This window comes from Myxococcus stipitatus DSM 14675 (assembly GCF_000331735.1).
GTDB lineage: Bacteria > Myxococcota > Myxococcia > Myxococcales > Myxococcaceae > Myxococcus > Myxococcus stipitatus.
On record NC_020126.1, the window covers coordinates 5185877 to 5210804 of the forward strand.

Sequence of the window (24928 nt, forward strand, 5' to 3'; positions counted from 1 at the left end):
CACGTGCCCCCGTGAGACGGGGCTGGGAGGTCTTCGGTGGAGCGTCAGCGAACAGCCGTCTTCCACCCGGAGGGAGTCGCGGAGACTCCCCTGACCGAGCGAATCCACGCGCTCGTGTTGCGTGCGAGGGCGGCGCTCCCGGAGGAGCGTGAGGCCCTGGGCAAGGACCTCAATGCGTTGCTCGCGCAGCTCCCGAAGCAGGCCGAGCGTGAGTCCGCGGTGACCTTGCTGCGTGGGTATCTGGAGAACGGCGCGTTGGAGGGACTGGGCACGTCCTCGCACCCGGCGGACGTCGCCGCCACGCAGGCCGCGCTCGACCTGGGGTATCCCATCGCGCTCGAGATCTCCCCCGAGCGACTGGACGCGCTGCGCGAGTGGGAAGGCGCCGCCGAGTCCTCGGGCATCCCGTGGATGGCCATCATGGTGGTGTCCTTCGTCGCGTTCATCACCCAGATCGCCTGCACGACCCTCGCCGACGTGGGGGCGCTCCAGACCCGCCAGCTCGCGATGTATCCGTTCGGTGGGCCGATCGGGATCGAGGAGCCCTCCGGGCTGGAGGTCTTCCGGAGCTTCCTGGAGGAATGGGCCTATCCGGTGGTGGGCATCCAGTTCGCCGCTGGTGTCTTCAACTTCCTGTTCACCACGACGTTCGGTCGTCTGCGCGGCGGAGCGAAGGGGGCGTCGTACTTGTACCTGGCGTTGGCCGCGTTCGGGGCGGGCGTGGCGGTGTTCCAGCTTCCGGTGATCAACTGGCTGGGCTTGGGCACGCTCACGTCCGCGGTGGGGGCCTATGTCTCCGCGCGACTGCTGAAGTCGAAGTCCCGCTGAGCGAAGGGTGTCAGCGGGCGGGCCCTTTCGAGGCCGGGAACCGTTTCGGCGCCTGGAGCATCCGACGTGGGCAAGGCGAGCTCCGAGGGCTCACTGAGTGCCTTGTAGAAACGACGGCCGATGAACACGCCCAGCATCAACGACACGACGAGACCCGCGGCCGACACCGCCGTCATCACCGTGCGCCCCTGGGCCAGCCCGCTGCCGAACTGCGCGGTGAGGAAGGTGCCTGGAATGGTGCCCAACATGAGGCCCGCGACCGACGGCCAGAAGCGTGCGCCGCTGGCCGCGGAGGCCACCAGCATCACGTCGGTGGGACACAGCGGATTCACACACGCCATGAACGCAAACAGGAAATCGTGGCGCCTGGCCGCACTCACCAGGGCTGGATATCTGCCTCCAGCCAGGCGCTTCATGGGTTGGGTCCCCAACTTGCGAGCCAGCACGAAGAGCAACGTGGCGGACAGGAAGCTGCCCGTTAGTGAATAGAGGGTCGCTGCGAGCGTTCCAAACAGCATCCCACCCACGGCGGTCAGCAATTGCCCGGGCAGCAGCGTGAGAGGACGAACGGCGAGGAACGAGATGTAGGCCAAGGGCGCGGCTTTACCCAGGGGAGCAAGCACATCCGCCAGACGCCGCTGATCGATGAAGTCGGGTCCGAGGAGGCGAAGCATCAGGAGTCCTCCCACGGACACCCCCATCGGGGCCAGGACTCGGAGCCATGTCTTCGCACCCTGCGCCACGCGACGCCTCCCCCGACGCGAGCCGCACGCGCCGCGGGCATGAAGGTGAGGGCCGGTTCGGGAATCGGCAATGCGGCGGGAATTGTTTTCAACAAGAGAGCGTCCTGCCGGGCATGCCTCCGCCCGGAACGTAAGCAGGGCGAGCTTGACCAACCCTCCAGAACCATTGGGGTTTTGGTGTGGTGGGTCAGGCGAGAACGGCTGGCGGTGTACGGAGCTTGCTTGCATCGGGGCGCTTCCGTCCCAAGGTTTCAGGCAAGGGGCATCGTGGCGAGGGATGGGGGCAGGCAGCCAAGAGAGGAGAGGGCGCAATGTCGGACAAAGACAACAAGGGCAGCATGACGGTGGCCGAGGCGGGTCGTAAGGGTGGGGAGACAGTCCGGAACGAGCGGGGTCGGGAGTTCTACGAGACCATTGGCCGGAAGGGCGGAGCCACGGTGAAAGCGGAGCGTGGCCGCTCGTTCTACGAGGAGATTGGCCGCAAGGGCGGCGAGACGGTCAAAGCCGAGCGCGGAGCGAAGTTCTACGAGGAGATCGGCAAGAAGGGTGGCGACCGCGTCAAGGCCACCCGAGGGCCGAACTTCTACGAGGAGATTGGCCGCAAGGGTGGGCAGAAGGTGAAGAAGCTCATCGAGGAAGGCAAGCGCGCGGCCCGGGCGGCCATGGCGGCGGCGGAGGGTGCTCCCCAGGAGGGCTCGTCGGCGACCCCGGCGGCACCGGCGACACCGGCGGCTCCTTCCGGCGAGACGGCGGGCCCCGGCCAGCAGAACGAGTAGCGTGGCGCCAGGAGCGCGGACCCGGTAAGACGGCCGCGTGTACCTGGTCATCACGTTCCTCGAGCAGATGGAAGGGACCGAGCGAGCCATCCGTCGGCTCCGGGAGTTTGGCATCCCGGAGCCGCTGGTGGTCCGAGCTCGGAGCGCGGCCGCGGCGCTGTCCGCGGAGGTGCCTGTGTTCGCGGGGCTGCGCAGTCTGGCCCTGGGTGCGGACGAGGACCGCGTGTTGTTGGTGAGCATCCTGCCCGCCGTCTCCCCCGAGGAGATGGAGCGGATGATTCAGCGGGTCCAACTGGAGATGGACGCGGACGACCCACCCATGGGTCGCCTGGTCGCCCTGCCGGTGATCGCCGCCCCCACGCACCGCCGTTCGTGACGCCGAGACGCTGGCGGTGTAAGCAAGTCGCGTGCAAGCGCTGCTCGTTTTCCTGGCCATCGCGGCGCTGTCTCTGCTCGCGTCGAGTCCGGCGTTGGACCCCAGCCGCTTCCCCTCGCTGGCGCGACTGGCGGCGAGCGGCTTCCTGTTCCTCCTCTTCGGGGTGGTGTTGGGCCCGTCGGTGGTAGGGGCCTTGTCCGTGGACGACGTGGACCACCTGCGGCCGGTGATGGCGCTGGGGTTGGGCACCGCGGGCGTCATCCTGGGGTTGAACCTGGAGCCCCGGCTGCTGCGGCTGTTGCCTCGGCCGGTGTACGCGGCGGCGCTGGCGCATGCGGGGACGGCGTTCCTGTTCGTGGCGCTGCCGCTGGCGGCGCCGCTCCTGTTGACGTCCCATCCCTCGCTGCATGCGGCGGTGGGGGCCGCGTCGCTCCTGGGAGCGGCGGCGAGCCTGTCCTCGGGGCACTTCGCGGTGCTGGCGTACCGGGCGGGGCGGATGGACCGGGCGCGGGGCCTGGGCGTCGCGCTGCTGACGATGCTGGACGACGCCGTGGGCCTGGTGGTGCTGGCGCTGGCGCTGGTGTTGGGCGCGGCCCCCAGCGCGGCCGAGGGCCTGGGCCTGGTGTGCCTGGCGGTGCTGCTGGGCATCTTGTGTGGGGCGCTGCTGGCGTTCCTCACGCATGCGATGAACGACCCGGCGGAGCTGGCGACGGTGACGCTGGGCATGGTGGCGCTGGTGGGGGGCGCTGCGGCCTATCTGCGGGTGTCCGCGCTCCTGGCGGGGGTGGCGTGTGGCGCCACGCTGGCGCTGGTGGGGGGGCGGACGGTGGAGCGGGTGGCTCGTGCGTTGGGGCGGGTGGAGCGGCCCGTGTTCCTGGTGCTCGTGTTCCTGGTGGGCTGCGGCGTCTACACGCGCGACTGGGCGGCGTGGGCGCTGGTGCCGGGCTTCGTGGGGTTGAGGTTCCTGGGGAAGGTGCTCGGCGGTCGCATCGCGCAGCGGCTGGCCTCCGGGGTGCTGGAGCTGCCGCCGCGCGTGGGCTACGCGCTCATCGCGCAGGGCGGTCTCGCGCTGTGTCTGGTGGCCGAGTACCAGTTCCTGGTGTCCGGGGGGCTTGCTCGCCGCGTGCTGGACGTCGTCGTGGTGGGCGCGGTGGTGAACGAGCTGCTCGCGGGCCAGGCCTTCCGCCAGGTCCTCACGCCCGTGAAGCCGAAGGCGGCGCCCACGGCGGTGGATGACGTGGAGGTGGCGACGTGAAGGGCGCGGTGACGCGATTGGTGCTGTTGATGGTCCTGCTGGCCATCATCAGCCGCGCCCAGGTGCTGCGCGCGGACTCGGGCACGTCGGTGACGTTGGCGGCCGGGGCGCTGCTCCTGTGCGGCCTCTTCGCGGGCAAGGTGGCCAAGGGGTTCGGGCTGCCCCGGCTCACGGGCTACCTGCTGGTGGGCGTGGCGGTGGGGCCGTACGCGCTGGGCTTCATTCCGGGCGACGGCGTGAAGGGGCTGGACCTGGTGAAGGGGCTGGCGGTGAGCCTCATCGCGCTGGTCGCGGGCACGGAGCTGCGGCTGGGGCTCATCCGGCGCGTGGGGGCTCGCGTGGCGTTGCTGTGCGCGGCGGTCTGCGCGGTGACGTTCGCGGTGTGCTTCGCCGCGACGTTCGCCCTCAAGCCGGTGCTGCCCTTCCTGACGCCGCTGACGGTGCCCCAGGCGCTGGCGGTCAGCGCGCTGATGTCCACGGTGGTGGTGTCGTTCTCGCCCACGGTGACCATCGCCATCGTCCAGGAGACGAGCGCGCGAGGGAGCTTCACCGAGTTCCTCATGGCGCTGGTCATCATCGGCGACCTGCTCGTCATGGTGGCGTTCGCGCTGGCGGCGGGCATGACGCGCGCGAGCTTCGGTGGCGGCTTCGACATCGCGGGCCTGCTGAGCGGGGTGGGGTGGGAGCTGTTCGGATCGGTGGTGGTGGGCGGCGTGCTGGCGGTGGCGATGCTCGTCTACATGCGTGGCGTGAAGCGCGAGCTGCCGCTGTTCCTCGTCGGCCTGTCCTTCGCGGCGGCCGAAGGAGGCACGCGGCTGCACCTGTCTCCGCTGCTGGTGTCGCTGGCGGCCGGCGCGCTCATCGTCAACCTGGACGAGCGCGAGGGCGAGCGCATCCACCACGCGATCCAGCGCGCGGGCCTGCCCGTGTTCGCGCTCTTCTTCGCGGCGGCGGGCGCGGGGCTGAAGCTGGACGCGCTGATGACGGTGGGGCCCGCGGCGCTCCTCCTGGTGGTGCTGCGCGGCGTGGCCATCTGGTTCGCTTGTCGACGCTTCGCGCCCACGCATGACCCCCGCCTGAAGGAATACCTGTGGATGGGGCTCATCTCCCAGGCGGGGGTGACTTTCGGACTGGCGGCGCTGGTGTCCAGGACGTTCCCGACGTTCGGCCCGCAGGTGGAGGTGCTCATCGTGGCGATGATCACGGCGCATGAGTTGGTGGGGCCCGTGCTCACTCGACGGGCCCTGACGGCCAGCGGAGAAGTCAGGACGGACGAGTCGCCAGGAACGGCGTAGGCTGTTCGAAGCACTCAGGAGGCACGACACGTCATGGCCGCACCCATCCTCGAGGTGGACATGGAGCACCCCTCTCCGCGCCACATCCAGCGCGCCGTGGAGGTGCTCGAGCGCGGCGGACTCGTCGCCTATCCGACGGATACGTATTACGGCATGGGCTGTGACCTGGGCTCGAAGAAGGCCATCGAGCGGCTCTACCAGCTCAAGGGCCGCGACAAGAAGAAGCCCCTGTCCTTCCTCTGTCCGGACCTGTCTGACGTGGCGCGCTATGCCCACGTGAGCAATTTCGCGTACCGGACGATGAAGGGTCTGACCCCTGGCGCGTTTACTTTCATTCTAGAAGCGACGCGCCTGGTGCCGGACTTGATGATGACCCGACAGAAGCAGGTAGGTATCCGGGTACCCGATGCCCCACTGGCACGGGAGCTGGCGCGTGCGCTGGGGCGTCCCCTGGTGACGACCTCGGTGAGCAATCTCGAAGGAGAGCCGCTCACGGATGCCCGGGACATCAAGGACGCATTGGGCCATGGGTTGGACCTCATCCTGGATGGCGGCGTGACGTTGAACGAGCCGTCCACGGTGGTTTCACTCATCGGCGATACGCTTGAAATCCTCCGCCAGGGCAAGGGTAGGCTGGAGGACTGAAACTCGCTCACGAGGGGGGGCCGCAGTGCAATCAGGAGCCGCGGGGCCGGCGCGGACGGACATCCCGCAGTACGTCCCATCGCCGATGAAGTTGCTGTTGCTGCTGTTGTTCCGACCCGTGGACCTGCACTACAGGCTCCGCGCGGCGGGCATCCTCGTGCCCGGAGGGCGCATCGGCCAGCTCTGGAAGGAGCAGGCGGAGGGCGGCCGCGCGGCGGGGCTCTACGTCCGGCGCATGTTGTTGTTGCTGGTGGTGGGCTCTCCCCTGGCGACGGCGCTCGTGGGGTTGGGGCTGTACTGTGCCGGCATCCCCCTGCGAGGCGGCTGGGCGGTCTCCGCGCTGTGTTGTTCGGCCGTGGGGTTGACGCTCGCGCAGGTGTCCGGGCTGGCGGCGGGTGTGCTCCTGGGGTCGCTGGCGAGCCTGTCCATCCTGGTGGGCCTGCACGCCACGGCGGCGGGGGCTTTCGGGCCGGTGGAAGGGGCGGGTGCTGGAGTCGTCGTGGGCGTCTGTCTGGGAATGGTGTCGGGGTTGTCGGTGGGCAGCATCGCGAGCATCGCCATCGGGCGAGGTCCCTCCGTGTGGCGCCTCCAGATGGCGGCCATCGTCACCAGCGTGGTGCCCATGCTGGTGTGGAGCCGGCTGGTGAACACGTCCTTCGCGGGAGCCGTGGCGGCGTCCGCGCTGGTGGCCTTCCTGGTGAGTGCGTTCCGGCTGCCGCTGTATGCACTGGAGGTCCTGGCCTCCGCGGCGGCGTATGCGGTGGAGCGGTGGACGGGACTGCCGACGCTGCACTGGGTGCCCGTGCGTCACCACAACCTGAGCTATCTGCCGCACCCGTTCCTGAGCCGGCACCTGGCGCTGGCGGTGCGCTCGCGTCCCGCGGAGGTCCTCGCGGTGGCGGATGCCTGCCTGCGCTCTCCGGGCAACATCGTGGTGGGCTGGCCCTGGGTGGTGCAGGCGCTGGAGCGCTCCTCGGCGGAAGGCGCGCGCGGACCGCACTCCTGATTGCCTCGGCGTGGGGCTCCGGTAGCCTGACGGCATGGAAGGGTTGCTCGACGCATTCATCGCCTTCATCCGCGCGGAGCGCGGGTTGTCCGGCAAGACGGTGGATGCCTATGCGGCGGACTTGACGGCCTACTTCGAGGACCTGCGCTCGCGGGGCGTCGAGGACGTGATTCGGGCCCGTCAGGAGGATGTGACGGCGCACCTGTCGTCGCTGTCGAAGGCGGGGCTGGGCAAGCGGAGTCAGGCCCGGCATCTGGCCGCGCTCCGAGGCTTCCACCGCTTCCTGGTGGCCGAGCGGCTGGCGGACAAGGACCCGACGGAGGACGTGGATACGCCGCGCTCGGCGCGCAAGCTTCCGTCCTTCCTGACGCTGGAGGAGGTGGAGCAGCTGCTGGCCGCGCCGGACGAGCGCACCTCCGCGGGGCTTCGCGACAAGGCGATGGTGGAGGTGCTCTACGCCACGGGGCTGCGCGTCAGCGAGCTGTGTGGCCTGGGGGTCAACGACGTGCAGCTGAGCGCGGGCTACCTGGTGGCGAAGGGCAAGGGCGCCAAGGAGCGCATCGTCCCGCTGGGGCGTCAGGCGGTGGAGAAGGTGAAGGAGTATCTGGCGACGTCGCGCCCGGCGATGCTGGGCCGGCGTGAGTCCCGTGCGCTGTTCGTGACGCCCCGGGGGAGTGGCTTCACCCGGCAGGGCTTCTGGAAGCTGCTCAAGCGCTACGCGCTGAAGGCAGGCATCCTCAAGCCCTTGTCACCGCACAAGCTGCGGCACTCCTTCGCCACGCACCTGGTGGAGCGCGGCGCGGACCTGCGGGCCGTGCAGCAGATGCTGGGGCACGCGGACCTGTCCACGACGCAGATCTATACCCACGTCAACAGCGCTCGACTGCGCTCCGTCTACGACGAGTTCCATCCGCGCAGCGATGTGTTCGTCCCCAAGGCCAAGAAGCAGCGGGCGGGTTCCTAGGGCAGGGGGGCGCGAGGGCCATGTCAGACCGGGTCCTAGACTCCCGATGCACCAGGTAGACCCACTCCGGATTGGATCTGCGAGGTGCTTTCCCCTGTGTCACGCAGCACGGATCGCGTCCGCAAGCTGCCCGTGTACCACCGCAGGGGTGTGTCACATGCGTGGCTCATCGACCCGCTGCGGTATTCGCTCGAGGTCTACCGGAGTGGCCCTCGGGGATGGGCGCAGGTCGGGCTGTATGAGGGCTCGGCGGTGGTTCGCGCGGAGCCCTTCGCCGAGGTGCCCCTGGAGCTGGGCTTGCTGTGGCTTCCGCGTCGAGGGGCGTCGGGGCCGCGCGTGAATCCCGTGCCCCCGCCGTGAGCGGGGGCGGCCATCACATCCCGAGCTTGAGGGCGGGGAGTCCGAAGGGGTCCGTGCTGGTGCGTCGCGACTCGGCGGGGGACTCCGCGTCGGGCAGCGGGGCGACCCGAATCAGTCCCGAGGCCATCAGTCGGTGGACCGAGCGCGACGCGGCCAGCTCTCCCATGGCGGCGGTGCGCAGCGCCTGGCGGATGCTCCGGCTGCCTCGCAGCTTCGAGTACAGGTAGAGGTCATCCGCCGTGAGCTGTGGCGGGGTGGGGCGGGGGATGGGCTCGAAGACGAGCCTTCCGTCCAGGGCGAAGAGCTCGTCACTGAGCGCCAGCGTCAGGCGCACCTCGGCCTCTCGATACAGGGCGTGGGCCTCCGGCACGGGGCCTCGCTCCAGCACCTGCGCCGCCAGGGCGACCGCGTGGTCATACTTGCCCTTCTCGAGGAAGCCCTTCACCAGGTTCAAGAGGTCGGCCAGCTCCGCGGCTTCACCGAGCCTGGGGCCCTTGGGCACTCGGGGCGCCAGCGCGCCTCGACGGTACAGGTGGAGGATCCACCGCGCGGCGAACAGGGGGGCCTCCTTGGCGGTGGCCAGCATCTCACCGAGCGTGGCGCCGCTCGCGGCCAGCTCCAGGAGCTTGTCCTCCTCCTCGGAGTACGTCTCCACGGCGAACTCGCGGAACACTCGGAACGTGGCGTCCAGATGCGGGAAGACCTCGCGGAACACAGACCACTCGCGCAGTCGCGTCACCGCGTCGCGGTGGAGTGTCGACAGCGACAGCTTCAGGCCCACCGCTCGCGACGCCGGCGGCAGCTTGGGGGTGAACTCCACCTCGCCGGACTCCCAGCCGTAGCAGTCGAAGAGCGCCTCACGGGCCTTGTGCTCCATGGCCTCGATGAGCCGTGGCAGCTCCACGAAGCAGCGCTGAACCAGGAACGTGCCGTAGGGCATGTTCGCGCCCTCGGCCGCCTCGAAGGCCGCGGCGGCTCGGGGGGCGTCGAGGATGCGCAGGTTCACCAACACCTGCGCCAGGTGCTCGCGCGGGTCATTCGAGCTCTCGCTCACCAGGAAGCCGTCCTTCACCAGGAAGCAGCGCTGGGTGGCACCTCGCTCCACCCTCAACGTGCCCTCCACACCGGGCGTCGAGAAGAGCGGGGGCGTCACCAATTGCAGGCGATAGCTGGCGAGACTTCCCTTGAAAGACTCCATGCCCGTTCATCCTCCCGGGTGAGGTTGCTCGCGGATACGGCGACCAGGGTACCGCTCCACCCGCCGCCACTCAATCGCAAGTGCCTGGAATCCCTTGGGAATTCCTTGTGGGTCGCAATTTTTCAGGCACGCGAGCGGCGAGTTCCGAGGCCGCGGCGGAGGCGTTGGGGGATGAACGGAGGGTTGCAGCAGCGGGTCGGGTGTGCGAACCACCTGCGTCGTCTCATGGAAACCGGATTCGAATCGGTGGAATCCGGCGGCTGATTCCCGACTTCCCGATTCGGAACCCGACATGCGGACCCTCTCAGGCGTGCAGTCTTCTGGAAAGCTGCACATCGGCAACTACTACGGCGCCATTCGCCAGTTCGTCCAACTGCAGGACGAGAGCGAGGCCTACTACTTCATCGCCAACCTCCACGCGCTCACCACCGTTCGCGACCCCAAGCTCGCGCTGGAGCTCACGCGCGAGGCCGCGGTGGCGTACCTGGCGCTGGGGGTGGACCCCAAGAAGGCCGTGCTCTTCCGCCAGAGCGACGTGCGCGAGGTGCTCGAGCTCTACTGGATCCTGGGCACCGTGGTGCCCCACTCGAACCTGGAGCGGGCCCACAGCTACAAGGAGAAGGTCGCCAAGGGCATCAGCCCGGACTTCGGCCTCTTCGCCTACCCGGTGCTGATGGCCGCGGACATCCTGCTCTACAGCGCGGACGCCGTCCCCGTGGGCAAGGACCAGATTCAGCACGTCGAGTTCGCCCGCGACTGGGCCGTGAAGTTCAACACCGAATACGTGCCGGGCTATGACCCCGCGGACCCGGAGGGCAAGGAGCGGGGCCACGCGCCCGGCCTCCTCAAGCTCCCCTCCGCGCGCATCCAGGAGTCCACCCAGACGGTGCCCGGCGTCGACGGCAAGAAGATGTCCAAGTCGTACGGGAACACCATCGAGCTGTTCGCGGACGAGAAGGAGATCAAGAAGCGCATCATGTCCATCAAGACGGACTCGACCCCCGTCGATGCGCCCAAGCCCGTGCCCACGGGCAAGCCCGAAGACACGTCCATCGCCAGCGAGGTCCCCCTCTACGACCTGCTCAAGCTCCTGCTGCCCGAGTCGGAGTTCAAGGACGTGGACGCCAGCTGGAGGGCGGGCGGGAAGGGGTACGGCGACTACAAGAAGAAGCTCCTGGAGGCCTACCACGCGACCTTCGGTCCGGCCCGCCAGCGCCACGCCGAGCTGGTGAACGACCCGGCGGAGCTGGAGCGCATCCTCAAGGACGGCGCCGACCGGGCCCGCGCCGAGGCGACTCGTTTGATGGACAAGATTCGCCGCGCCGTCGGAATTCCGTGAGGGAAAGGGCCTGAACGGGTGTTTACCGCCGTTTGTTTGACCCACCTGGAACCCACTGTTAAGGAGGTGTGTCCCCCGGCTGGTGCTTGAGGCTGGCGCATCCGGGCCCTTGCATGATGACGAGCCGCCACCGAAAGCCAGAAGGGCAGCCAGGTTCCGCCGTTGAGTGACGGCCGCCCCACCTCGGCCGACGAGGGCCTCCGCGAAGGCGAGCTCCCCAGGACTCCTGGGGACGCCTTCCGCATCGCGCTGCCCAACTTCGAGGGTCCGCTCGACCTGTTGCTCCATCTCATCAAGGAGCACCGGGTCGACATCTTCGACATCCCCCTGGCGCTCATCACCGAGAAGTACCTGGAGCACCTGGAGCGGATGCGGGAGATCAACCTGGACATCGCCGGGGAGTTCCTGGTGATGGCGTCCACGTTGGCCCACCTCAAGAGCCGCATGCTGCTGCCCCGCCAGGACGCGGTGGCGGTGCCCGAGGGCGGCGAAGCCCTGGCGGCGGTGGAGGAGCCGGATGACCCTCGCGCGGAGCTGGTCCGCCGGCTGCTCGAGTACCAGAAGTACAAGGACGCCGCCGAGCACATGGCCAAGCAGGACATCCTCGGCCGGGATGTCTTCGCCCGCAGCGTGCCGGTGGAGGCGGTGCCCATCCCCGAGGAGGAGGTGGGACTCCAGGAGTTCAGCGTCCTCAAGCTCGTGGAGGCCCTGGACCGCGTCCTGGAGCGCCTGCAGCCCAAGCACCAGCACGAGGTGGTGCGCGAGAAGGTGACCCTGTCCGAGGCCATCCTCCGCATCGCGGACCGTTTGCGCCCCACCGGTCAGGTGCTCTTCGAGAGCCTGTTCTCCGAGGAGGAGACGCCGACCCGCCAGGAGATCGTCGTCACCTTCCTGGCCATCCTGGAGATGGTGAAACGGCGCCTCATTCGTGTGGTACAGGACGAGCCGCTCGGCCCCCTGTTGCTGTTGCCCAACGGGGACGCCCTGGAGCAGTTGGCTCCCAAGGAGGTTGACGAGAGTGACTACCGGTAGGAAGGGCCCGCGAAAGCCGGAGAGCGACGTCGACACCGAAGGCGCGTCCGGAGGCCCGAGTCCCTTCTCCGAGGAGGAGCTCGCCGCGGTCACCGGCCCCGGTCCCGCAGACGAGCTGGACGAGTTCGAGGCCGCCGCCATCGAGGAGGACTCGGACAACACGCCCGACCTGGAGACGTCCTTCGAGAAGCTCGTCTCGAAGAGCCGCAAGCTGTCCCAGGACCGCGTCCGGACCGTGCTGGAGAGCGTGCTCTTCGTCGCCGAGCGGCCCCTGTCGGTGGACGAGCTGTACCAGGCGACCGGCATCGAGCGGGAGCTCATCGCCGAGGCCCTCAATCAAATCACCGGCAGCCACCGGGACGGCATCAGCGGCATCGTCCTGTACGAGGTGGCCGGGGGGTGGCAGTTCCGCACGGACCCTCACTCGGGTGAGTACGTGCGGCGGTACTTGCGCGTGAAGCCTCAGCGGCTCACCCGCGCCGCGGTGGAGACCCTGGCCATCATCGCCTACCGGCAGCCGGTGACCCGGCCGGAGCTGGAAGATATCCGCGGCGTGGATTGCGGCGCCGTCCTCAAGGCGTTGATTGACCGCAAGTTGGTGAAGATTCTCGGCAAGCGCGAGGAGGTGGGTCGCCCCATCCTCTACGGCACCACGCGTGAATTCCTGGAATTCTTTGCCTTGAAGGACCTGTCAGCGCTGCCCACGCTGCGGGAGTTCCACGAGTTGACGCAGGAGCATCGCGAAATCGTGGAGAAAGAAGTACGACCCGCGCCGGTTGCGGCGGGAACCGTGGAGGCCCTGTCGGATCCAGGGTTCACGAAGCGGATGGAAAAGAGCGCGGCTGCGAGTGAGGCCGCGCTAGAGGACCTGGAAGAAGCCATGGAGGCGGCTGACCGGACACAGAAGGCCAGCTCCAGCGTCCTGGACACGCCCCCGAAGCCCGAGACGGGCGCCGAGGGGCCGAAGCCCGAGTAACGGGCAGCAATGGAAGAAGGGGAAGTAATGGCGGCCGAAAGACTACAGAAGTACCTGGCCCGCGCGGGAGTCGCTTCGCGCCGGCATGCAGAAGAGCTGATCACCGCGGGCCGCGTGGCGGTGAACAACACGACGGTGACGGAGCTGGGAAGCCGAGTGGAGCCGGGCACGGACCTGGTGTCGGTGGACGGCCAGCTCGTCACGCCGCCCGATGAGACTTCCTACTTCCTGCTCTACAAGCCCGTGGGCGTCGTGACGACGCTGTCGGACCCGCAGGGACGGCCCACGGTGGCCAACTACCTCGAGGAGACGGGCAAGCGCCTCTTCCCGGTGGGCCGGCTGGACTACGACGCCGAAGGAGCGCTGCTCTTCACGGATGATGGGGCGCTCGCGCACAAGCTGACGCACCCGAGCTTCCAGGTTCCTCGCACGTATCTGGCGAAGGTGAAGGGCGAGCCGGACGTGGCCACGCTGGACAAGCTGCGCGGTGGCGTGCGGCTGGAAGACGGCATGGCGACGCCGGTGTCCGTGGGGGTGTTCGAGTCCGCCGAGAAGAACACGTGGTTGAAGATCGTGGTCGCGGAGGGACGTCCGCACCTCATCAAGCGGCTGTGCGCGGCGGTGGGGCACCCCGTGGTGCGCCTGTTCCGTCCGGCCTACGCCGGGGTGGGGGTGGAGGGGTTGCGGCCGGGAGAGCTGCGCCCGCTGAAGAAGACCGAGGTCGACCTGCTGAACCAGGTGGCCGATGGGACGACGCAGCCGCCGGCCGCGACGCTGCGGTTGCCTCCGCGGCGCCATGGGCGCGCGGCACCAGGGATGGACGAGACGGACGAGGACGAGCTTTCGATGGATGATGATGTTCCGGCGCCTCGTGCGGCGGCGCGCAAGAGTGCGCCTCGTACGGATGGTGGGAAGTGGAAGCCAGTGGTGGATGGGGGCTCCAAGCTCGCGCGCTTCGGTCGTCCGAAGACGGCGGGGGCGGGTCGCGATGAGGGTGACCGCCCGGCACGTCGTGAGCGGAGCGAGGGCGCTGGCCGTCCCGCGCGTGCGGGAGCGGGGGAGCGTTCGCGGTTCGCCCGTGGCGCGGATGGCGAGGGTCGTCCCGCGCGGAAGTCCTTCGGCGCTGGCGGCGGAGACCGCCCTGCTCGGAAGGCGTGGGGTGCTGGGGGTGACGACGCCCGTGGCGGAGATCGTCCCGCGCGCAAGCCCTTCGGCGCGGGCGGTGATCGCCCCATGCGGAAGTCCTTCGGTGCTGGCGGCGATGATGCCCGCGGCGGGGACCGTCCGGCCCGGAAGCCCTTCGGCGCGGGTGGTGATCGCCCCATGCGGAAGTCCTTCGGCGCGGGCGGTGATCGCCCCATGCGGAAGTCCTTCGGCGCGGGCGGCGATGATGCCCGCGGCGGGGACCGTCCGGCTCGGAAGCCCTTCGGCGCTGGCGGTGATCGCCCCATGCGGAAGTCCTTCGGCGCTGGCGGCGATGATGCCCGCGGCGGGGACCGTCCGGCTCGGAAGCCCTTCGGCGCTGGCGGTGATCGCCCCATGCGGAAGTCCTTCGGCGCGGGCGGCGATGATGCCCGTGGCGGAGACCGTCCGGCTCGCAAGTCGTGGGGCGCTGGCGATGGAGACCGTCCGGCCCGGAAGCCCTTCGGTGCGGGTGGTGGAGACCGTCCCGCGCGCAAGCCCTTCGGTGCCGGCGGTGAAGACCGTCCGGCTCGCAAGTCGTGGGGCGCTGGCGATGGAGACCGTCCGGCCCGGAAGCCCTTCGGTGCGGGTGGTGGAGACCGTCCCGCGCGCAAGCCCTTCGGTGCTGGCGGTGAAGACCGTCCGGCCCGGAAGGCCTGGGGCGCTGGCGATGGAGACCGTCCGGCCCGGAAGCCCTTCGGTGCTGGTGGCGGAGATCGTCCCGCGCGCAAGCCCTTCGGTGCTGGCGGCGGAGACCGTCCGGCGCGTCGGGAGTGGAGCGGTGGTGGCGAAGACCGTCCCGCTCGCAAGTCCTGGGGCTCGTCCGACGAGTCCGGCCGTGGCGCTCCTCGGCGTGGCATGGAGCTCGTCGGGCTCGGGCCGCTTCGGTGGTGCTGGCCGGGGTGACTCCGCGGGTGAGGGGCGTCCTCGCTTCGGTCGTGGCGCGGGCGCGGGTCGTCCGGGTGGTCGCGACTCCGAAGGCGGGGGGCCTCGTGGACGGGGGGGCTTCGGCTCCAAGCCCGGCGGCAAGGGTCCTCGGGGAGCAGGCGACGAGGCACGCGCCTGGAAGCCTTACGATGACCGGGGCGCTCCTCGCGAGCGCGTCGTCCGCGCGGGCGCCCGTGGCGCTGGCGGCGACGATGCCCGCAAGTCCGAGGGCTTCAAGGACTGGGGCAAGAAGAAGCAGGACGGTGGAAAGCCTCGCTGGAGCAACCAGTCTCCGCGCGGCCGGACGGGCGGCCCCTCCAAGGGTCCTCGCCGTCCTCGCTGAAGCACTGCTCTGCGGATTGGGAGACGAGGGGGGTGTTGATATAACCCCCCGCGACTTTTCCACCGTTTCCCTCCGCGGAGACCGATGCGAACCGGCGCGCGCCCTTTCATCCTCATGCTGGCCCTGGTCGTCGGTTGCAATGGCAGCCGGGACCAGCTCCTCGCAGACCTTCAGAGTCCTCGTCCGGAGGTCCGCGCCCTGGCGGTGAAGAAGCTCGCCGGGCAGAACAATGCGGACGACCTGATCCTCTTCACGCGCGCGGCCAAGGACCTGGCCGCCATCGTCCGCGCCGAGGCCGCGGTCGCCCTCGGCGAGAGCCAGGACCCTCGCGTGGTGGACCTCCTGGGCGAGCTGCTCGAGGACTCCGATGAGGAAGTCCAGGGCCGCGCCGCCATGGCGCTCTCCAAGGTCAAGAACGACAAGGCCAAGGCCTACCTCATGCTGCAGTACGGGCGTCGTGGCCGCACCACCCGTCAGGTCATCGTCCAGGCGCTGAAGAACGCCAACGTGCCCGGCGCCATGGCGGAGGTCGTCGCCGCCGAGGCCAAGTCCCAGTGGGACCGCAACCTCCTGACCCTCTCCGAGGGCGAGCTCCCCGAGCGCGTCGGCGCCGCCGAGGAGCTGGGCAAGAGCGGACGCCCCGAAGCCGTCAATCGCCTGCTGCCACTCGTCCGAGACAGCCAGGTCGTCCTCGCCGCCGCGGCTGTGCGGGGGCTGGGGGACGCCGGTGACAAGCGCGCGGTGGGCGCCATCGCGCTCCTGCTCGACGAGAGCTTCCCGGAGCTGCGCGAGTCCGCCATCACCGCGCTGATGAAGCTGCAGGACCCCGCCGTCGCGCCGCGCCTCCAGGCCGTCGCGCTGGAGAAGAGCGCGGTGAGCCCTCAGGCCCTCGACGCCATCGTGTCCTTCCCCCGCACCCCGGAGACCGACGCCGCGCTCTGTGCCGTCGCGCTCGATGGCGCCCCGGCGGATGCGCTCGTGGCGGCCCAGGCCATGCGCTCGCGAGGCGGCTGCCCGGCGGACCCCATTGGCGAGCGGCTCTCCCGCGTCACCACCGCCGCCAACGGTCTGCAGGCCGTCATGGGCCTGGGGCCCTCCGCGCAGGCGCTGCTGCCCAAGGTGACGCCGTGGCTTCAGCAGAACGATGCCGCCCTGCGGCTGCTCGCGGTGGACGCCGTGGCATCCGTGGGTGACGCATCCGTCATCCCGCTGCTGCAGAAGCTCCTCGAGCAGGAGTCCAAGGGGCTCGAGGCGCTGCGCACGGACTGGGTCGTCCAGAAGCTCCCCGAGGCGTATGGCGCGGAGTTCGACCCCTCCGGCTCGGCGTCGTCCCTGCCCACCGGGGCGCCCAAGGACGAGCGGGCCGCGCGCCATGCGACCTTGTTCGACCGGGTCAAGGCCCTCAACGCGCAGCGCGCCCGTGACTCTGGCCGTCCCGTGGTCAAGCCGCGCGCGCCCACGGAGCTGTTCGACGACGTGGAGCCCGCGCGCCTCGTCCCGCTGGCCACCGTGCTGCGCGCACTGGCGATGTTGCGCGCGCCCGGGGCGCTGGAGCTGCTCAAGGGCTACAGCCAGGACTCGAGCCTCCCCCTGCGCACGGCCGCGCTCCAGGGGCTGGCCCGCCTGGGCGCGGAGGGGGTGGCGGTGGCGCGAGAAGGACTGCTCGAGCCCGAGCGCGACCTCCAGAAGGCGCTGGCGATCTCGCTCGTGGACGGAGGAGAGGTGGGGGTGGCCGCGCTGGTGGAGCTGCTCCCGAAGATGGGGAGCGAGAAGCTCCTCGTGCTGGATGCGCTGACCCGGAGCACGGCGGTGCCCGCGTCGGCCTCCCCTGTGCTTCAGGCGGTGGTGAAGGATGGAGGGCCGGAGGCGGCGCTCGCGGCGGTGTTGCTGGCGCGCATCCAGGCGAAGGACGCGGTGCCCACGCTCATCAAGGCGCTGGACGAGACGAACACTGTCGCTCGGCGCGATGTGTTGTTGGCGCTCGGGACCTTGGGAGACGCGCAGGCCGCCGACGTGGTGTCGCGAGACCTCTTCCACGACCTGCCGGAGATTCGCGCGGCGGCGGCCACGGCGCTCAAGCGCATGGGGGCGACGACGCAGACCGAGTCGCTCGACGCGCTCCGGAGCGACTACTACCGCACCGTGCGCGACGCGGCGGGCGCGGCGCTCGCGAAGGGGGGCACGGCTTCGGAGGGTGCCCGGTAATGGAGGCGCGCAAGCTCAAGGACAGCGCCGCCGAAGCCTTCTCCAAGGGCCGCTTCAGCAAGGCCGCGGAGCTGTACGAGGACTTCTGCAAGCTCGACCCGAAGGACCATCAGTCGCGCCTGCGCACGGGTGACGCGTGGGCCAAGGCTGGAGAGCGCGAGCGCGCCATCCTGGCCTACCAGTCCGCCGCCGAGGGCTTCGCGAAGGAGGGCTTCCTCCCGCGCGCCATCGCCGCGAGCAAGCTCATCCTGGAGCTGGACCCGAGCCATCAAGGCGTCCAGCAGATGCTGGCCAACCTCTACGCGCGGCGAGGAACGCCCGTGGGAGCGCGGGCACGCGGCCCGATGACCAGCGCGCTCGCCGCGCCGCCGCCTCCCGAACGTCCCGCGTCCGCGCAACCCGAGGCAGGGGAGGGCCGTCCGCCCGAAGCCCTCGAAGCCGGAACGGGAGCGGTCGACCTCTCCGCCGAGCTTCCCGCCGAGCTGTCACTCTCCATCGAGACGCCCTCGAGCCCGGAAGCCGCGGGTGGCTCGGAAGAGCTGGTGGTCCACTCCGTGAGCGTGGGGCTCACGAACGCGGACGCCGAGGCCCCAGGCGCCCACGTCGCGGAGGGCATCGACATCCCCCTGGGCGAGCCTCCCGCCCGAGCTCCTTCGCTGCCGCCGGGGCTCTCGCCTCGGGTCTCGCCGCCGAGCGCGACGGAGGAGGTCCGAGCCTCCATTCCCGCCCCGCCGCCACCGCGAGCCGCGAGTGGCAAGTGGAAGGCCCTGGCCTCGCCCATCGCGGATACCGCGGCGATGGAGTCCGAGGTCTCGCTTCGCACGCCCACGGTCATCGACCCGCCCTCGGCGCCTCCTGGACTGCGCCCGCGCCGCACGGAAGTCACTCCCGCCTCGGGTGCGACGGCGGTGCCCTTCCGCGAGGTGTCTCGCGCATTGGGTGCCTCGCTCCGCGCGGTGCCGCCCATTCCATCCTCCTTCACGGAGCTGGAGCTGGAAGCGGACTCCTTGCTGCACGCGGTGGAGCTGGCGGCCCAATCGGGGCGGGTCCAGCGCGCCCAGGAGTCCGACGGCGGACTCGAGGAAGAGGTCTTCAGCCTCACCGAGGAAGTCGTCACGGACGTGCCCTCGCTGGACACGCTCCCGACCATCCCGCTGTTCTCGGACCTGCCGCGCGACGCGTTCATCGAGCTCTTCGAGCGCTGCCCGCTGCGTCGCTTCCAGGTCGGCGAGCGCATCATCGAGCAGGGCAGCCGCGGCGACGCCTTCTACGTCATCTGCGAAGGGAAGGTCCGCGTCTTCCGCTCGGACAACGCGCAGCGCGTCGAGCTGGCGGTGCTGGAGGGAGGCGCCTTCTTCGGTGAGATGGCGCTCCTGTCCGGTGCGCCCCGAACCGCCTCCGTCGAAGCCGGCGCCGACGACACGCAGCTGCTCGAGATCTCCGCCCCGGTGCTCGCGTCGCTCTCCCGGAGCCACCCCCAGGTCGCGGCGGCGTTGAAGAAGTTCGTCCGTCAGCGCCTGCTCACCAACGTGATGAATACGTCCGCGCTCTTCCGGCCCTTCAACCGGAAGGACCGACGGACGCTGGTGGAGCGCTTCCGCGCACGGGACGTCGAGCGAGAGGACGTCATCATCCGCGACGGAGATCCGACGGACGGCCTCTACGTCCTGCTCTCCGGAGAGGTGGAGGTGCACAAGGACGGGCACCTCCTCACGCGGCTGAAGGAGGGAGACCTGTTCGGTGAAATCTCCCTGCTCCAGAAGACGCCCGCGACCGCCACGGTGATGGCGTCGCGGCACACCACGCTGCTGCGGCTTCCGCGCGAGGACTTCGACGCGCTCATCTCCAGCCACCCGCAGATTCTCGTGCTGGTGTCGGAGCTGACGGATGAGCGCCTGCGCCGCACCGAGGCGGTCCTGGGCGCGAGCTCCGCCTTGGACCCGGACTCGATGGACCTCGACGAGGACCTCATCCTCGTCTGAGGCCCCAGGCGCGCTCGCTCAGCGCACCTTCGCGAGATAGTCGTCGCGGGTCACCAGCCCGCGCTTCTCCAGGAGCTCCAGCATGGCGCGCAGCGAGCGCGCCTGCTGCGCGACCATGCGCTCCAGGTCCGTCACCTGCTGCGTGAGGCCCTCCACGCGCTGGAGCAGCTCGCTCTCCCGGACAGGCGCGGGGGCCGTGCTGGCGGCGGCGGGACGCGCCGTGGGCATGAGCTCCAAGGCACCCGACGGAGGCGCGAGCTCGAAGGTCTCCTCCTCCATGCCGAAGGCCAGCGGTGTCGCCGTCGCGGAGGTGATTTCGCCGTGGTAGTGGCGGCGGATGGCGCGCTCGATGGAGGACGCCGCGGCGACGACGACCTGGATGCGCTGACCCGTGTGGAAGGCCAGCTCCTGGAGGGACTCCACGTTGGTGGGGTCCGCCGTCGCGACCGTGAGCAGCTTGGTGGCGCTGTCCACGGTGGTGGGGAACACGGTGTAGCGCTCGGCGATGTCCACGCGCAGCGCCTGGAGCGCGGAGGACGAGGGCGCCAGGTCATCCAGCTCCACGGTGGGGATGGCGAGCTGCCTCGACAACGCGTGGACCATGGAGCTCTCGTCCACGAACCGCATCTGCACCAGCGTGAGGCCCAGCCGTCCGCCCCACTTGCGCTGCTCGGCCAGCGCCGAGCGCAGTTGCGTCTCCGTCAGGAGGCCGGCGTCCATGAGGATTTCCCCGAGCCGGCGCTTGCGGCCCGGAGCTGACGGGGGAGGTGACACAGATGAAGGATTCACGACGCGCAGCATAACAGCGACCGGGCAGGCTGGCCGCCGAGGTGACGGACAGAGGGCGGGAAGGGGCGGGCGGCCCCGCAATGGGGTAAACCTCCGTCCATGACGCGAAGTCTCCTCCCGTTTCTCACTCTGGTGCTGTGCGCCGGCTGTGCGTCGCAACGGCTGGCCGGCGCGGACCTGGACCGCGTGCGCCGCCCCGCCTTCATCTCTCGCATCGAGGACGGCGCGGGACCTCGGAGCTTCGTGTTTCGCGACGACTCCACCTACGGTGACAAGCTGAAGAAGCTGGAACCCGTGGAAGCAGATCGCCGACTCACGGTGAAGCTGCTCCAAGCGGTGACGCGCTTCGAAATCTCGGAGCGGCTGCGGGTGAACACGCTGACGCAGCTGCCTCGCGAGGCGCCGTGGACGCACACGGTGGACCCGGCGCGGGTGGCCACGGTGCTGGAGAGCTTCCTCGTGGAGGAGGTCCCGGCGAATGCACCGGACTACGACCTGGTGATGCCGCTGGGCGCGGACACCATCGTCGAGTTCGTCGTGCAGGAATACGGGATGCGCAGCCACAAGGGCCACGCGGGGGCGTACCTCCGAGGCTATGGGCGGATGTTCACGCTGGATGGCCGCTCGGAAGTGTGGCGCCACCCGTTCGAGGTGGACCAGTCCGAGTCCGACGCCGCGCACCTGGACCCGTTCAAGGTCGGCAAGAGCCCGGACCTCTTCCGCCAGGCGATGACGTCCATGCTCGACAAGGTGGCGGCGGACTTCGTGAAGGACCTGACGCCTCGTGAGCGGCGCCCGAGTCCTTCACCCGAGGCGACCGCGGTCTCCGCGCAGCCGGACACCGTGGCTCCCGGGGTGGTGGAGCCGCCGAAGCCGCCCGACCCGGAGCTGGCTCCGGGCGAGCTGCCCGACCCGGACCCGGAATAGGCGCCGGGCCCGGCGGCGGGGCTCAGAAGAGGGCGTGCTCCGCGTAGAGCACGGCGAGCCCCGCGACGAAGCTGATGAGCGTGACGGGGAGCCCGACGCGCAGGTAGCGCATGAAGGTCATGTCCACCTTGCCTCGGGCCGCCTCGAAGACGATGAGGTTGGCGACGCTGCCCACCAGCGTGAGGTTGCCGGCGAGCGTGGATCCCAGCGCGAGCACGTGCCAGCCCAGCTCCACATCCTGGAGCGAGGGCACCCACGAGCGCGCGAGCATCACGAAGGGCACGTTGCTGAAGAGGTTGGACGCCACGAGCGTCAGGCCCGCGAAGCCCAGGCTTTCCTGCAACCTCGAGCCCACCATCAGCGGCGCGAACACCTGGCGGATGTCCTCCGCCCACCCGTGCTTGTTCACGCCATACACCACGACGAAGAGGCTGGAGAAGAACAGGAGCAGCACCCAGTCCACGCGCTCCAGCGCCTCGCGAGGCTCCCTGCGAGACAGCGCCATGACGAGCGCCGCGCCCGCGAGCGCGCTCCAGCTCATCGGCAGGCCCGCGAAGAAGGCCGCCACCACGCCCGCCATCACCACGAGCGTCATCGCCAGCAGCCCCCGGTCGATGGGCGGCGGAGGAGGGTGAGGGTCGAACCGCGCCGAGGACAGTTCCTTGCGGAAGATGAACAGGAGCGAGCCCGCGACGATGGCCGTGGAGAGCAGCGCGGGCAGCGCCATGTACGCCGCGAAGCTGGCATACGAGAGGCCGGACGCTCCCTGGATGAGCATGTTCTGCGGGTTGCCCGTGAAGGTCGCCACCGAGCCGCTGTTGCTCCCCATGCAGACCGCGAGCAGGTAGGGCGCGGGCGGCAGGCGGGCGTCCTCCACGGTGGCGAGCACCAGCGGCGCGAGCATCAGGCACACGGTGTCGTTGACGAGGAAGGCGGACAGCACCGCGGAGATGAACGTCACCGCCAGCAGCAGGCGCCGCGGCGTGTGGGCGTGACGGACGGCCCACGCGCCCGCGGTGCGGAAGAAGGCGGCCTGGGAGAGGTACGCCGCCAGCAGCATCATCCCCAGCAGCAGGACGATGGTGTCGGCGTCGATGGCGTGCCGGGCCGGGTTCTCGCTGTGGTTGAAGACCTCGGCGGGGGTGACGACGCCGAGGACCACCATGAGCACGGCGCCCAGGAGCGCACCCCCGGGGCGGTCGAGCTTGAGATAGGGGAGACGGGCACCGGCGATGAAGACGTAGGTGAACAGGAAGATGGCGAGGGCCACGGGCGCGCACCCTAGCCGAGCCGCATTCCGCGCGCCCGGCCCCGTTCGCGTTGTCCGTCCGGGTACACACCTGTACAGTGCCCGCCCCATGAAGTCCGAGAAGGAAGAGGGGGCCTTTGGCGGCCCACGTCGTACGCCCTGGAATGCCCCTCGGGGACTGGACTCCGTGCTTCAGCAGTGGCGCACGGACCGGGCCTTGGCGTCGTGTTTCTCCCTCGACGAGGCGTCCCCCGCCCGCGTGGGCTCCTTCGCCCCCATCCCCGACGAGGTGGCCCCCCAGGTGCGCGAGGCCCTGCGCCTCCGAGGCGTCGAGCAGCTCTTCTCCCACCAGGCGGAGGCGTACCGGCTGGCGCGCGGGGGGAAGAACCTGGTCATCGCCACCCCGACCGCCTCCGGCAAGAGCCTCTGCTACAACCTCCCGCTGCTGGACCGCTTCGCGCGGGAGCCCCAGGCCCGGGCCCTGTACCTGTTCCCCACCAAGGCCCTGTCGAGAGACCAGGAGGAATCCCTGCGCGCGTTCATGCGCGAGGCCGGGCTGACTCACGGCGCCATCACCTTCGACGGAGATACGCCGGCGGATGCGCGGCGGGCCGCTCGTGAGCGCGGGGGCGTGCTGCTCACCAACCCGGACATGCTGCACACGGGCATCCTCCCGCACCACGCGAACTGGGCCCGCTTGTTCTCGAACCTGCGCTTCGTCGTCATCGACGAGCTGCACACGTATCGAGGCGTCTTCGGCTCACACCTCGCGAATGTCCTCCGCCGGCTGCGCCGCGTGGCGCGCTTCCATGGCTCGGACCCGGTGTTCATCGCGGCGTCCGCGACCATCGGCAATCCGCAGGCGCATGCCCGGCGCATGTTGGGCTGCGACGTCGAGCTCGTCTCCGAGAGTGGCGCGCCTTCTGGAGAACGCCGGGTGATGGTGTTCAATCCGCCCGTGGTCAACGCGGAGCTGGGCATTCGCGCCAGCTACCTGAAGACGTCCGTGCGACTGACGGCGGACCTGGTGCGCGCGGGCGTGTCCACGCTGTTGTTCGGCCAGTCGCGCAACAACATCGAGGTGATGCTCAAGTACCTGAGAGATCGCTTCGTCGAGGAGAAGCTCGACCCGTCGCTCATCCAAGGCTATCGCGGCGGCTACCTCCCGGGCACGCGCCGCGCGACGGAGGCCGCGTTGCGCGCGGGCGAGGTGCGGTGTGTCGTCGCCACCAACGCGCTGGAGCTCGGCATCGACATCGGCTCGTTGGACGCGGTGGTGTGCGCGGGATATCCGGGCTCGGTCGCGGCGCTCATGCAGCGGTTCGGACGCGCGGGACGCCGGGGCGCGGGGAGCCTCGCGCTGCTCGTGACGTCGAGTGCGCCGCTGGACCAGTACCTCGCGGCGGACCCTCGCTTCCTCATCGGCGCTCCGGTGGAGCACGCGCGCATCGACCCGGACAACGTGGAGATTCTCGTCCAGCACCTCAAGTGCGCTTCCTTCGAGCTGCCGTTCGAGGAGGGGGAGCCCTTCGGTGACGTGCCGGCCGAGTCGACCGCGGAGGCGCTGGGGTTCCTCGCCCAGCACGAGGTGGTGCATCCCACGGCGGGAGAGGGGGGCCGGCGCGTGTTCCACTGGTCCTCGGATGCGTACCCGGCGAACCACGTGTCGCTGCGCAGCGTGGGCTGGGACAACGTCGTCATCATCGAGCGAGGCACGGACCGGACGCTCGCGGAGATGGACTTCCGCTCCGCGCACACGATGTTGCACGAGCAGGCCATCTATCAGCACGAGGCCGAGCAGTATCAGGTCGAGCACTTCGACTACGAGAACCACAAGGCCTTCGTGCGCAAGGTGGCGCCGGACTACTTCACGGACGCGATGACGTACGTGCGCGTGAACGTCATCCAGGAGGACCAGGGGGCGGCCATCGGCCCGTCGCTCCAGGCCGGCATGGGCGAGGTGAGCGTCATCGAGAAGGTCGTGGGCTACAAGAAGATCAAGTACCACACGCACGAGAACGTCGGGTACGGCGAGGTGGCGCTGCCGGAGATGCAGATGCACACCACGGCGCTGTGGCTCACGGTGCCGGAGTCGGTGGTGCGCTCGATGAACGCGCCTCGTCCCGCGGTCATCGATGCGCTGCGAGGTGTGGCCACCGCGCTGCGGACGGTGGCATGTGTGGGGTTGATGATCGACCCGCGCGACATCGGCAAGACGTTGGGCAGTCGCGACGACGCGGAGGGGCCGCCTCGCAAGGATGGCGGCGTGGGGTTCGACCCCACCATCTTCCTCTACGACAACGTGCCCGGCGGCGTGGGGCTGGCGGCTCGGCTCTTCGACCAGCGGGATGAGTTGCTCGTTCGCGCTCGGAGGTTGCTGGAGTCGTGCGCGTGTGAGGAGGGCTGCCCCGCGTGCATCGGACCTGCGTCGGGTGTCATGCCGGGACAGGCGCCCGTGGACCCGCATCCGCGCAAGCGCCTGGGGCTGGAAGTGCTGTCCGCGCTGGGCGTCGCGGGTGTGCAGTAGGCGG

21 protein-coding genes and 1 pseudogene are annotated in these 24928 nt (G+C 69.8%); 18 read left to right on the top strand and 4 right to left on the bottom strand.

Features of this window, described 5'->3' with window-relative positions:
• Positions 1-36: 36 nt before the first annotated feature.
• Entirely contained in the window at positions 37-828 is a 792-nt protein-coding gene (locus MYSTI_RS20100) for a hypothetical protein (RefSeq protein ID WP_015349618.1), read from the top strand.
• Here the strand turns inward: MYSTI_RS20100 and MYSTI_RS20105 are convergent.
• Entirely contained in the window at positions 789-1502 is a 714-nt protein-coding gene (locus MYSTI_RS20105) for a TVP38/TMEM64 family protein (protein ID WP_015349619.1), read from the bottom strand. The two genes, MYSTI_RS20100 and MYSTI_RS20105, sit on opposite strands and share 40 nt — an antisense overlap.
• Before the next feature lie 380 nt (positions 1503-1882).
• On the opposite strand from MYSTI_RS20105, the gene MYSTI_RS20110 reads away from it, so the two are divergent.
• The 8 genes and pseudogenes from MYSTI_RS20110 to MYSTI_RS20145 all read left to right on the top strand — a co-directional run.
• A complete protein-coding gene (locus MYSTI_RS20110) occupies positions 1883-2347 on the top strand; it encodes a general stress protein GsiB (protein WP_015349620.1) in 465 nt (154 codons plus the stop codon).
• A gap of 37 nt (positions 2348-2384) precedes the next feature.
• Positions 2385-2723, top strand: a complete 339-nt coding sequence (locus MYSTI_RS20115; RefSeq protein ID WP_015349621.1) for a hypothetical protein — start codon at positions 2385-2387, stop codon at positions 2721-2723.
• A 31-nt stretch (positions 2724-2754) separates the two neighbouring features.
• Positions 2755-3978: a cation:proton antiporter gene (locus MYSTI_RS45320; protein ID WP_015349622.1), complete on the top strand. Its 1224-nt coding sequence runs from the start codon at positions 2755-2757 to the stop codon at positions 3976-3978.
• On the top strand, positions 3975-5273 hold the full coding sequence (locus tag MYSTI_RS20125) for a cation:proton antiporter (RefSeq protein ID WP_015349623.1): 1299 nt from the start codon (positions 3975-3977) through the stop codon (positions 5271-5273). Before MYSTI_RS45320 ends, MYSTI_RS20125 begins: the two co-directional genes overlap by 4 nt.
• 33 nt (positions 5274-5306) lie before the next feature.
• Positions 5307-5918, top strand: coding sequence for an L-threonylcarbamoyladenylate synthase (locus MYSTI_RS20130; RefSeq protein WP_015349624.1), 612 nt, complete (start codon positions 5307-5309; stop codon positions 5916-5918).
• A gap of 85 nt (positions 5919-6003) precedes the next feature.
• Positions 6004-6924 (top strand): hypothetical protein, encoded by a 921-nt coding sequence (locus MYSTI_RS20135; protein WP_044280919.1) that lies wholly within the window; start codon positions 6004-6006, stop codon positions 6922-6924.
• Positions 6925-6958: 34 nt separating this feature from the next.
• Positions 6959-7888 carry a site-specific tyrosine recombinase XerD gene (gene xerD, locus MYSTI_RS20140; protein ID WP_015349626.1) on the top strand — a complete coding sequence of 310 codons (930 nt, stop codon included), beginning with the start codon at positions 6959-6961 and terminating at the stop codon, positions 7886-7888.
• A gap of 63 nt (positions 7889-7951) precedes the next feature.
• A pseudogene (locus MYSTI_RS20145) lies at positions 7952-8248 on the top strand (Uma2 family endonuclease); the annotation flags it as partial.
• A gap of 13 nt (positions 8249-8261) precedes the next feature.
• On the opposite strand, the gene MYSTI_RS20150 reads toward MYSTI_RS20145, so the two are convergent.
• Positions 8262-9446, bottom strand: a complete 1185-nt coding sequence (locus MYSTI_RS20150) for a DUF4388 domain-containing protein (RefSeq protein WP_015349628.1) — start codon at positions 9444-9446, stop codon at positions 8262-8264.
• A 292-nt stretch (positions 9447-9738) separates the two neighbouring features.
• Here MYSTI_RS20150 and trpS point away from each other — a divergent pair, with 292 nt between their 5' ends.
• The 7 genes from trpS (at position 9739) to MYSTI_RS20185 (ending at position 19432) form a co-directional block, all read left to right on the top strand.
• Positions 9739-10785, top strand: a complete 1047-nt coding sequence (gene trpS, locus MYSTI_RS20155; RefSeq protein ID WP_015349629.1) for a tryptophan--tRNA ligase — start codon at positions 9739-9741, stop codon at positions 10783-10785.
• Between the two features lie 162 nt (positions 10786-10947).
• Positions 10948-11817: a segregation and condensation protein A gene (locus MYSTI_RS20160; RefSeq protein WP_015349630.1), complete on the top strand. Its 870-nt coding sequence runs from the start codon at positions 10948-10950 to the stop codon at positions 11815-11817.
• Positions 11804-12793, top strand: coding sequence for an SMC-Scp complex subunit ScpB (scpB, locus tag MYSTI_RS20165; RefSeq protein ID WP_015349631.1), 990 nt, complete (start codon positions 11804-11806; stop codon positions 12791-12793). The genes MYSTI_RS20160 and scpB overlap by 14 nt, the downstream gene beginning before the upstream one ends.
• Positions 12794-12820: 27 nt before the next feature.
• Entirely contained in the window at positions 12821-14881 is a 2061-nt protein-coding gene (locus tag MYSTI_RS44700) for a pseudouridine synthase (protein WP_015349632.1), read from the top strand.
• Positions 14814-15245: a hypothetical protein gene (locus tag MYSTI_RS20175; RefSeq protein WP_015349633.1), complete on the top strand. Its 432-nt coding sequence runs from the start codon at positions 14814-14816 to the stop codon at positions 15243-15245. Before MYSTI_RS44700 ends, MYSTI_RS20175 begins: the two co-directional genes overlap by 68 nt.
• 84 nt (positions 15246-15329) lie before the next feature.
• Positions 15330-17450, top strand: a complete 2121-nt coding sequence (locus MYSTI_RS20180) for a HEAT repeat domain-containing protein (RefSeq protein ID WP_015349634.1) — start codon at positions 15330-15332, stop codon at positions 17448-17450.
• Positions 17450-19432: a cyclic nucleotide-binding domain-containing protein gene (locus tag MYSTI_RS20185; RefSeq protein WP_015349635.1), complete on the top strand. Its 1983-nt coding sequence runs from the start codon at positions 17450-17452 to the stop codon at positions 19430-19432. The genes MYSTI_RS20180 and MYSTI_RS20185 overlap by 1 nt, the downstream gene beginning before the upstream one ends.
• An 18-nt stretch (positions 19433-19450) precedes the next feature.
• Here MYSTI_RS20185 and MYSTI_RS20190 read toward each other — a convergent pair whose 3' ends face one another.
• Positions 19451-20152, bottom strand: a complete 702-nt coding sequence (locus tag MYSTI_RS20190) for a GspE/PulE/PilB domain-containing protein (protein ID WP_015349636.1) — start codon at positions 20150-20152, stop codon at positions 19451-19453.
• Between the two features lie 168 nt (positions 20153-20320).
• Here MYSTI_RS20190 and MYSTI_RS20195 point away from each other — a divergent pair, with 168 nt between their 5' ends.
• Positions 20321-21148 carry a hypothetical protein gene (locus tag MYSTI_RS20195; protein WP_015349637.1) on the top strand — a complete coding sequence of 276 codons (828 nt, stop codon included), beginning with the start codon at positions 20321-20323 and terminating at the stop codon, positions 21146-21148.
• A 22-nt stretch (positions 21149-21170) separates the two neighbouring features.
• Here MYSTI_RS20195 and MYSTI_RS20200 read toward each other — a convergent pair whose 3' ends face one another.
• Positions 21171-22418, bottom strand: a complete 1248-nt coding sequence (locus MYSTI_RS20200) for an ArsB/NhaD family transporter (RefSeq protein ID WP_015349638.1) — start codon at positions 22416-22418, stop codon at positions 21171-21173.
• Positions 22419-22506: 88 nt separating this feature from the next.
• Between MYSTI_RS20200 and MYSTI_RS20205 the strand changes: the two genes are divergently transcribed.
• Complete coding sequence (locus MYSTI_RS20205; protein ID WP_015349639.1) at positions 22507-24924, top strand: DEAD/DEAH box helicase; 2418 nt, start codon at positions 22507-22509, stop codon at positions 24922-24924.
• Positions 24925-24928 lie beyond the last annotated feature (4 nt).

Coding starts and splice junctions, on each gene's coding strand:
- MYSTI_RS20150 (WP_015349628.1), bottom strand. CDS start 9,446: ATGGAGTCTTTCAAGGGAAGTCTCGCCAGCTATCGCCTGCAATTGGTG.
- MYSTI_RS20110 (WP_015349620.1), top strand. CDS start 1,883: ATGTCGGACAAAGACAACAAGGGCAGCATGACGGTGGCCGAGGCGGGT.
- MYSTI_RS20135 (WP_044280919.1), top strand. CDS start 6,004: ATGAAGTTGCTGTTGCTGCTGTTGTTCCGACCCGTGGACCTGCACTAC.
- MYSTI_RS20130 (WP_015349624.1), top strand. CDS start 5,307: ATGGCCGCACCCATCCTCGAGGTGGACATGGAGCACCCCTCTCCGCGC.
- MYSTI_RS20105 (WP_015349619.1), bottom strand. CDS start 1,502: ATGCTTCGCCTCCTCGGACCCGACTTCATCGATCAGCGGCGTCTGGCG.
- MYSTI_RS44700 (WP_015349632.1), top strand. CDS start 12,821: ATGGCGGCCGAAAGACTACAGAAGTACCTGGCCCGCGCGGGAGTCGCT.
- MYSTI_RS20190 (WP_015349636.1), bottom strand. CDS start 20,152: ATGGACGCCGGCCTCCTGACGGAGACGCAACTGCGCTCGGCGCTGGCC.
- MYSTI_RS20180 (WP_015349634.1), top strand. CDS start 15,330: ATGCGAACCGGCGCGCGCCCTTTCATCCTCATGCTGGCCCTGGTCGTC.
- MYSTI_RS20195 (WP_015349637.1), top strand. CDS start 20,321: ATGACGCGAAGTCTCCTCCCGTTTCTCACTCTGGTGCTGTGCGCCGGC.
- MYSTI_RS20185 (WP_015349635.1), top strand. CDS start 17,450: ATGGAGGCGCGCAAGCTCAAGGACAGCGCCGCCGAAGCCTTCTCCAAG.
- trpS (WP_015349629.1), top strand. CDS start 9,739: ATGCGGACCCTCTCAGGCGTGCAGTCTTCTGGAAAGCTGCACATCGGC.
- MYSTI_RS20205 (WP_015349639.1), top strand. CDS start 22,507: ATGAAGTCCGAGAAGGAAGAGGGGGCCTTTGGCGGCCCACGTCGTACG.
- xerD (WP_015349626.1), top strand. CDS start 6,959: ATGGAAGGGTTGCTCGACGCATTCATCGCCTTCATCCGCGCGGAGCGC.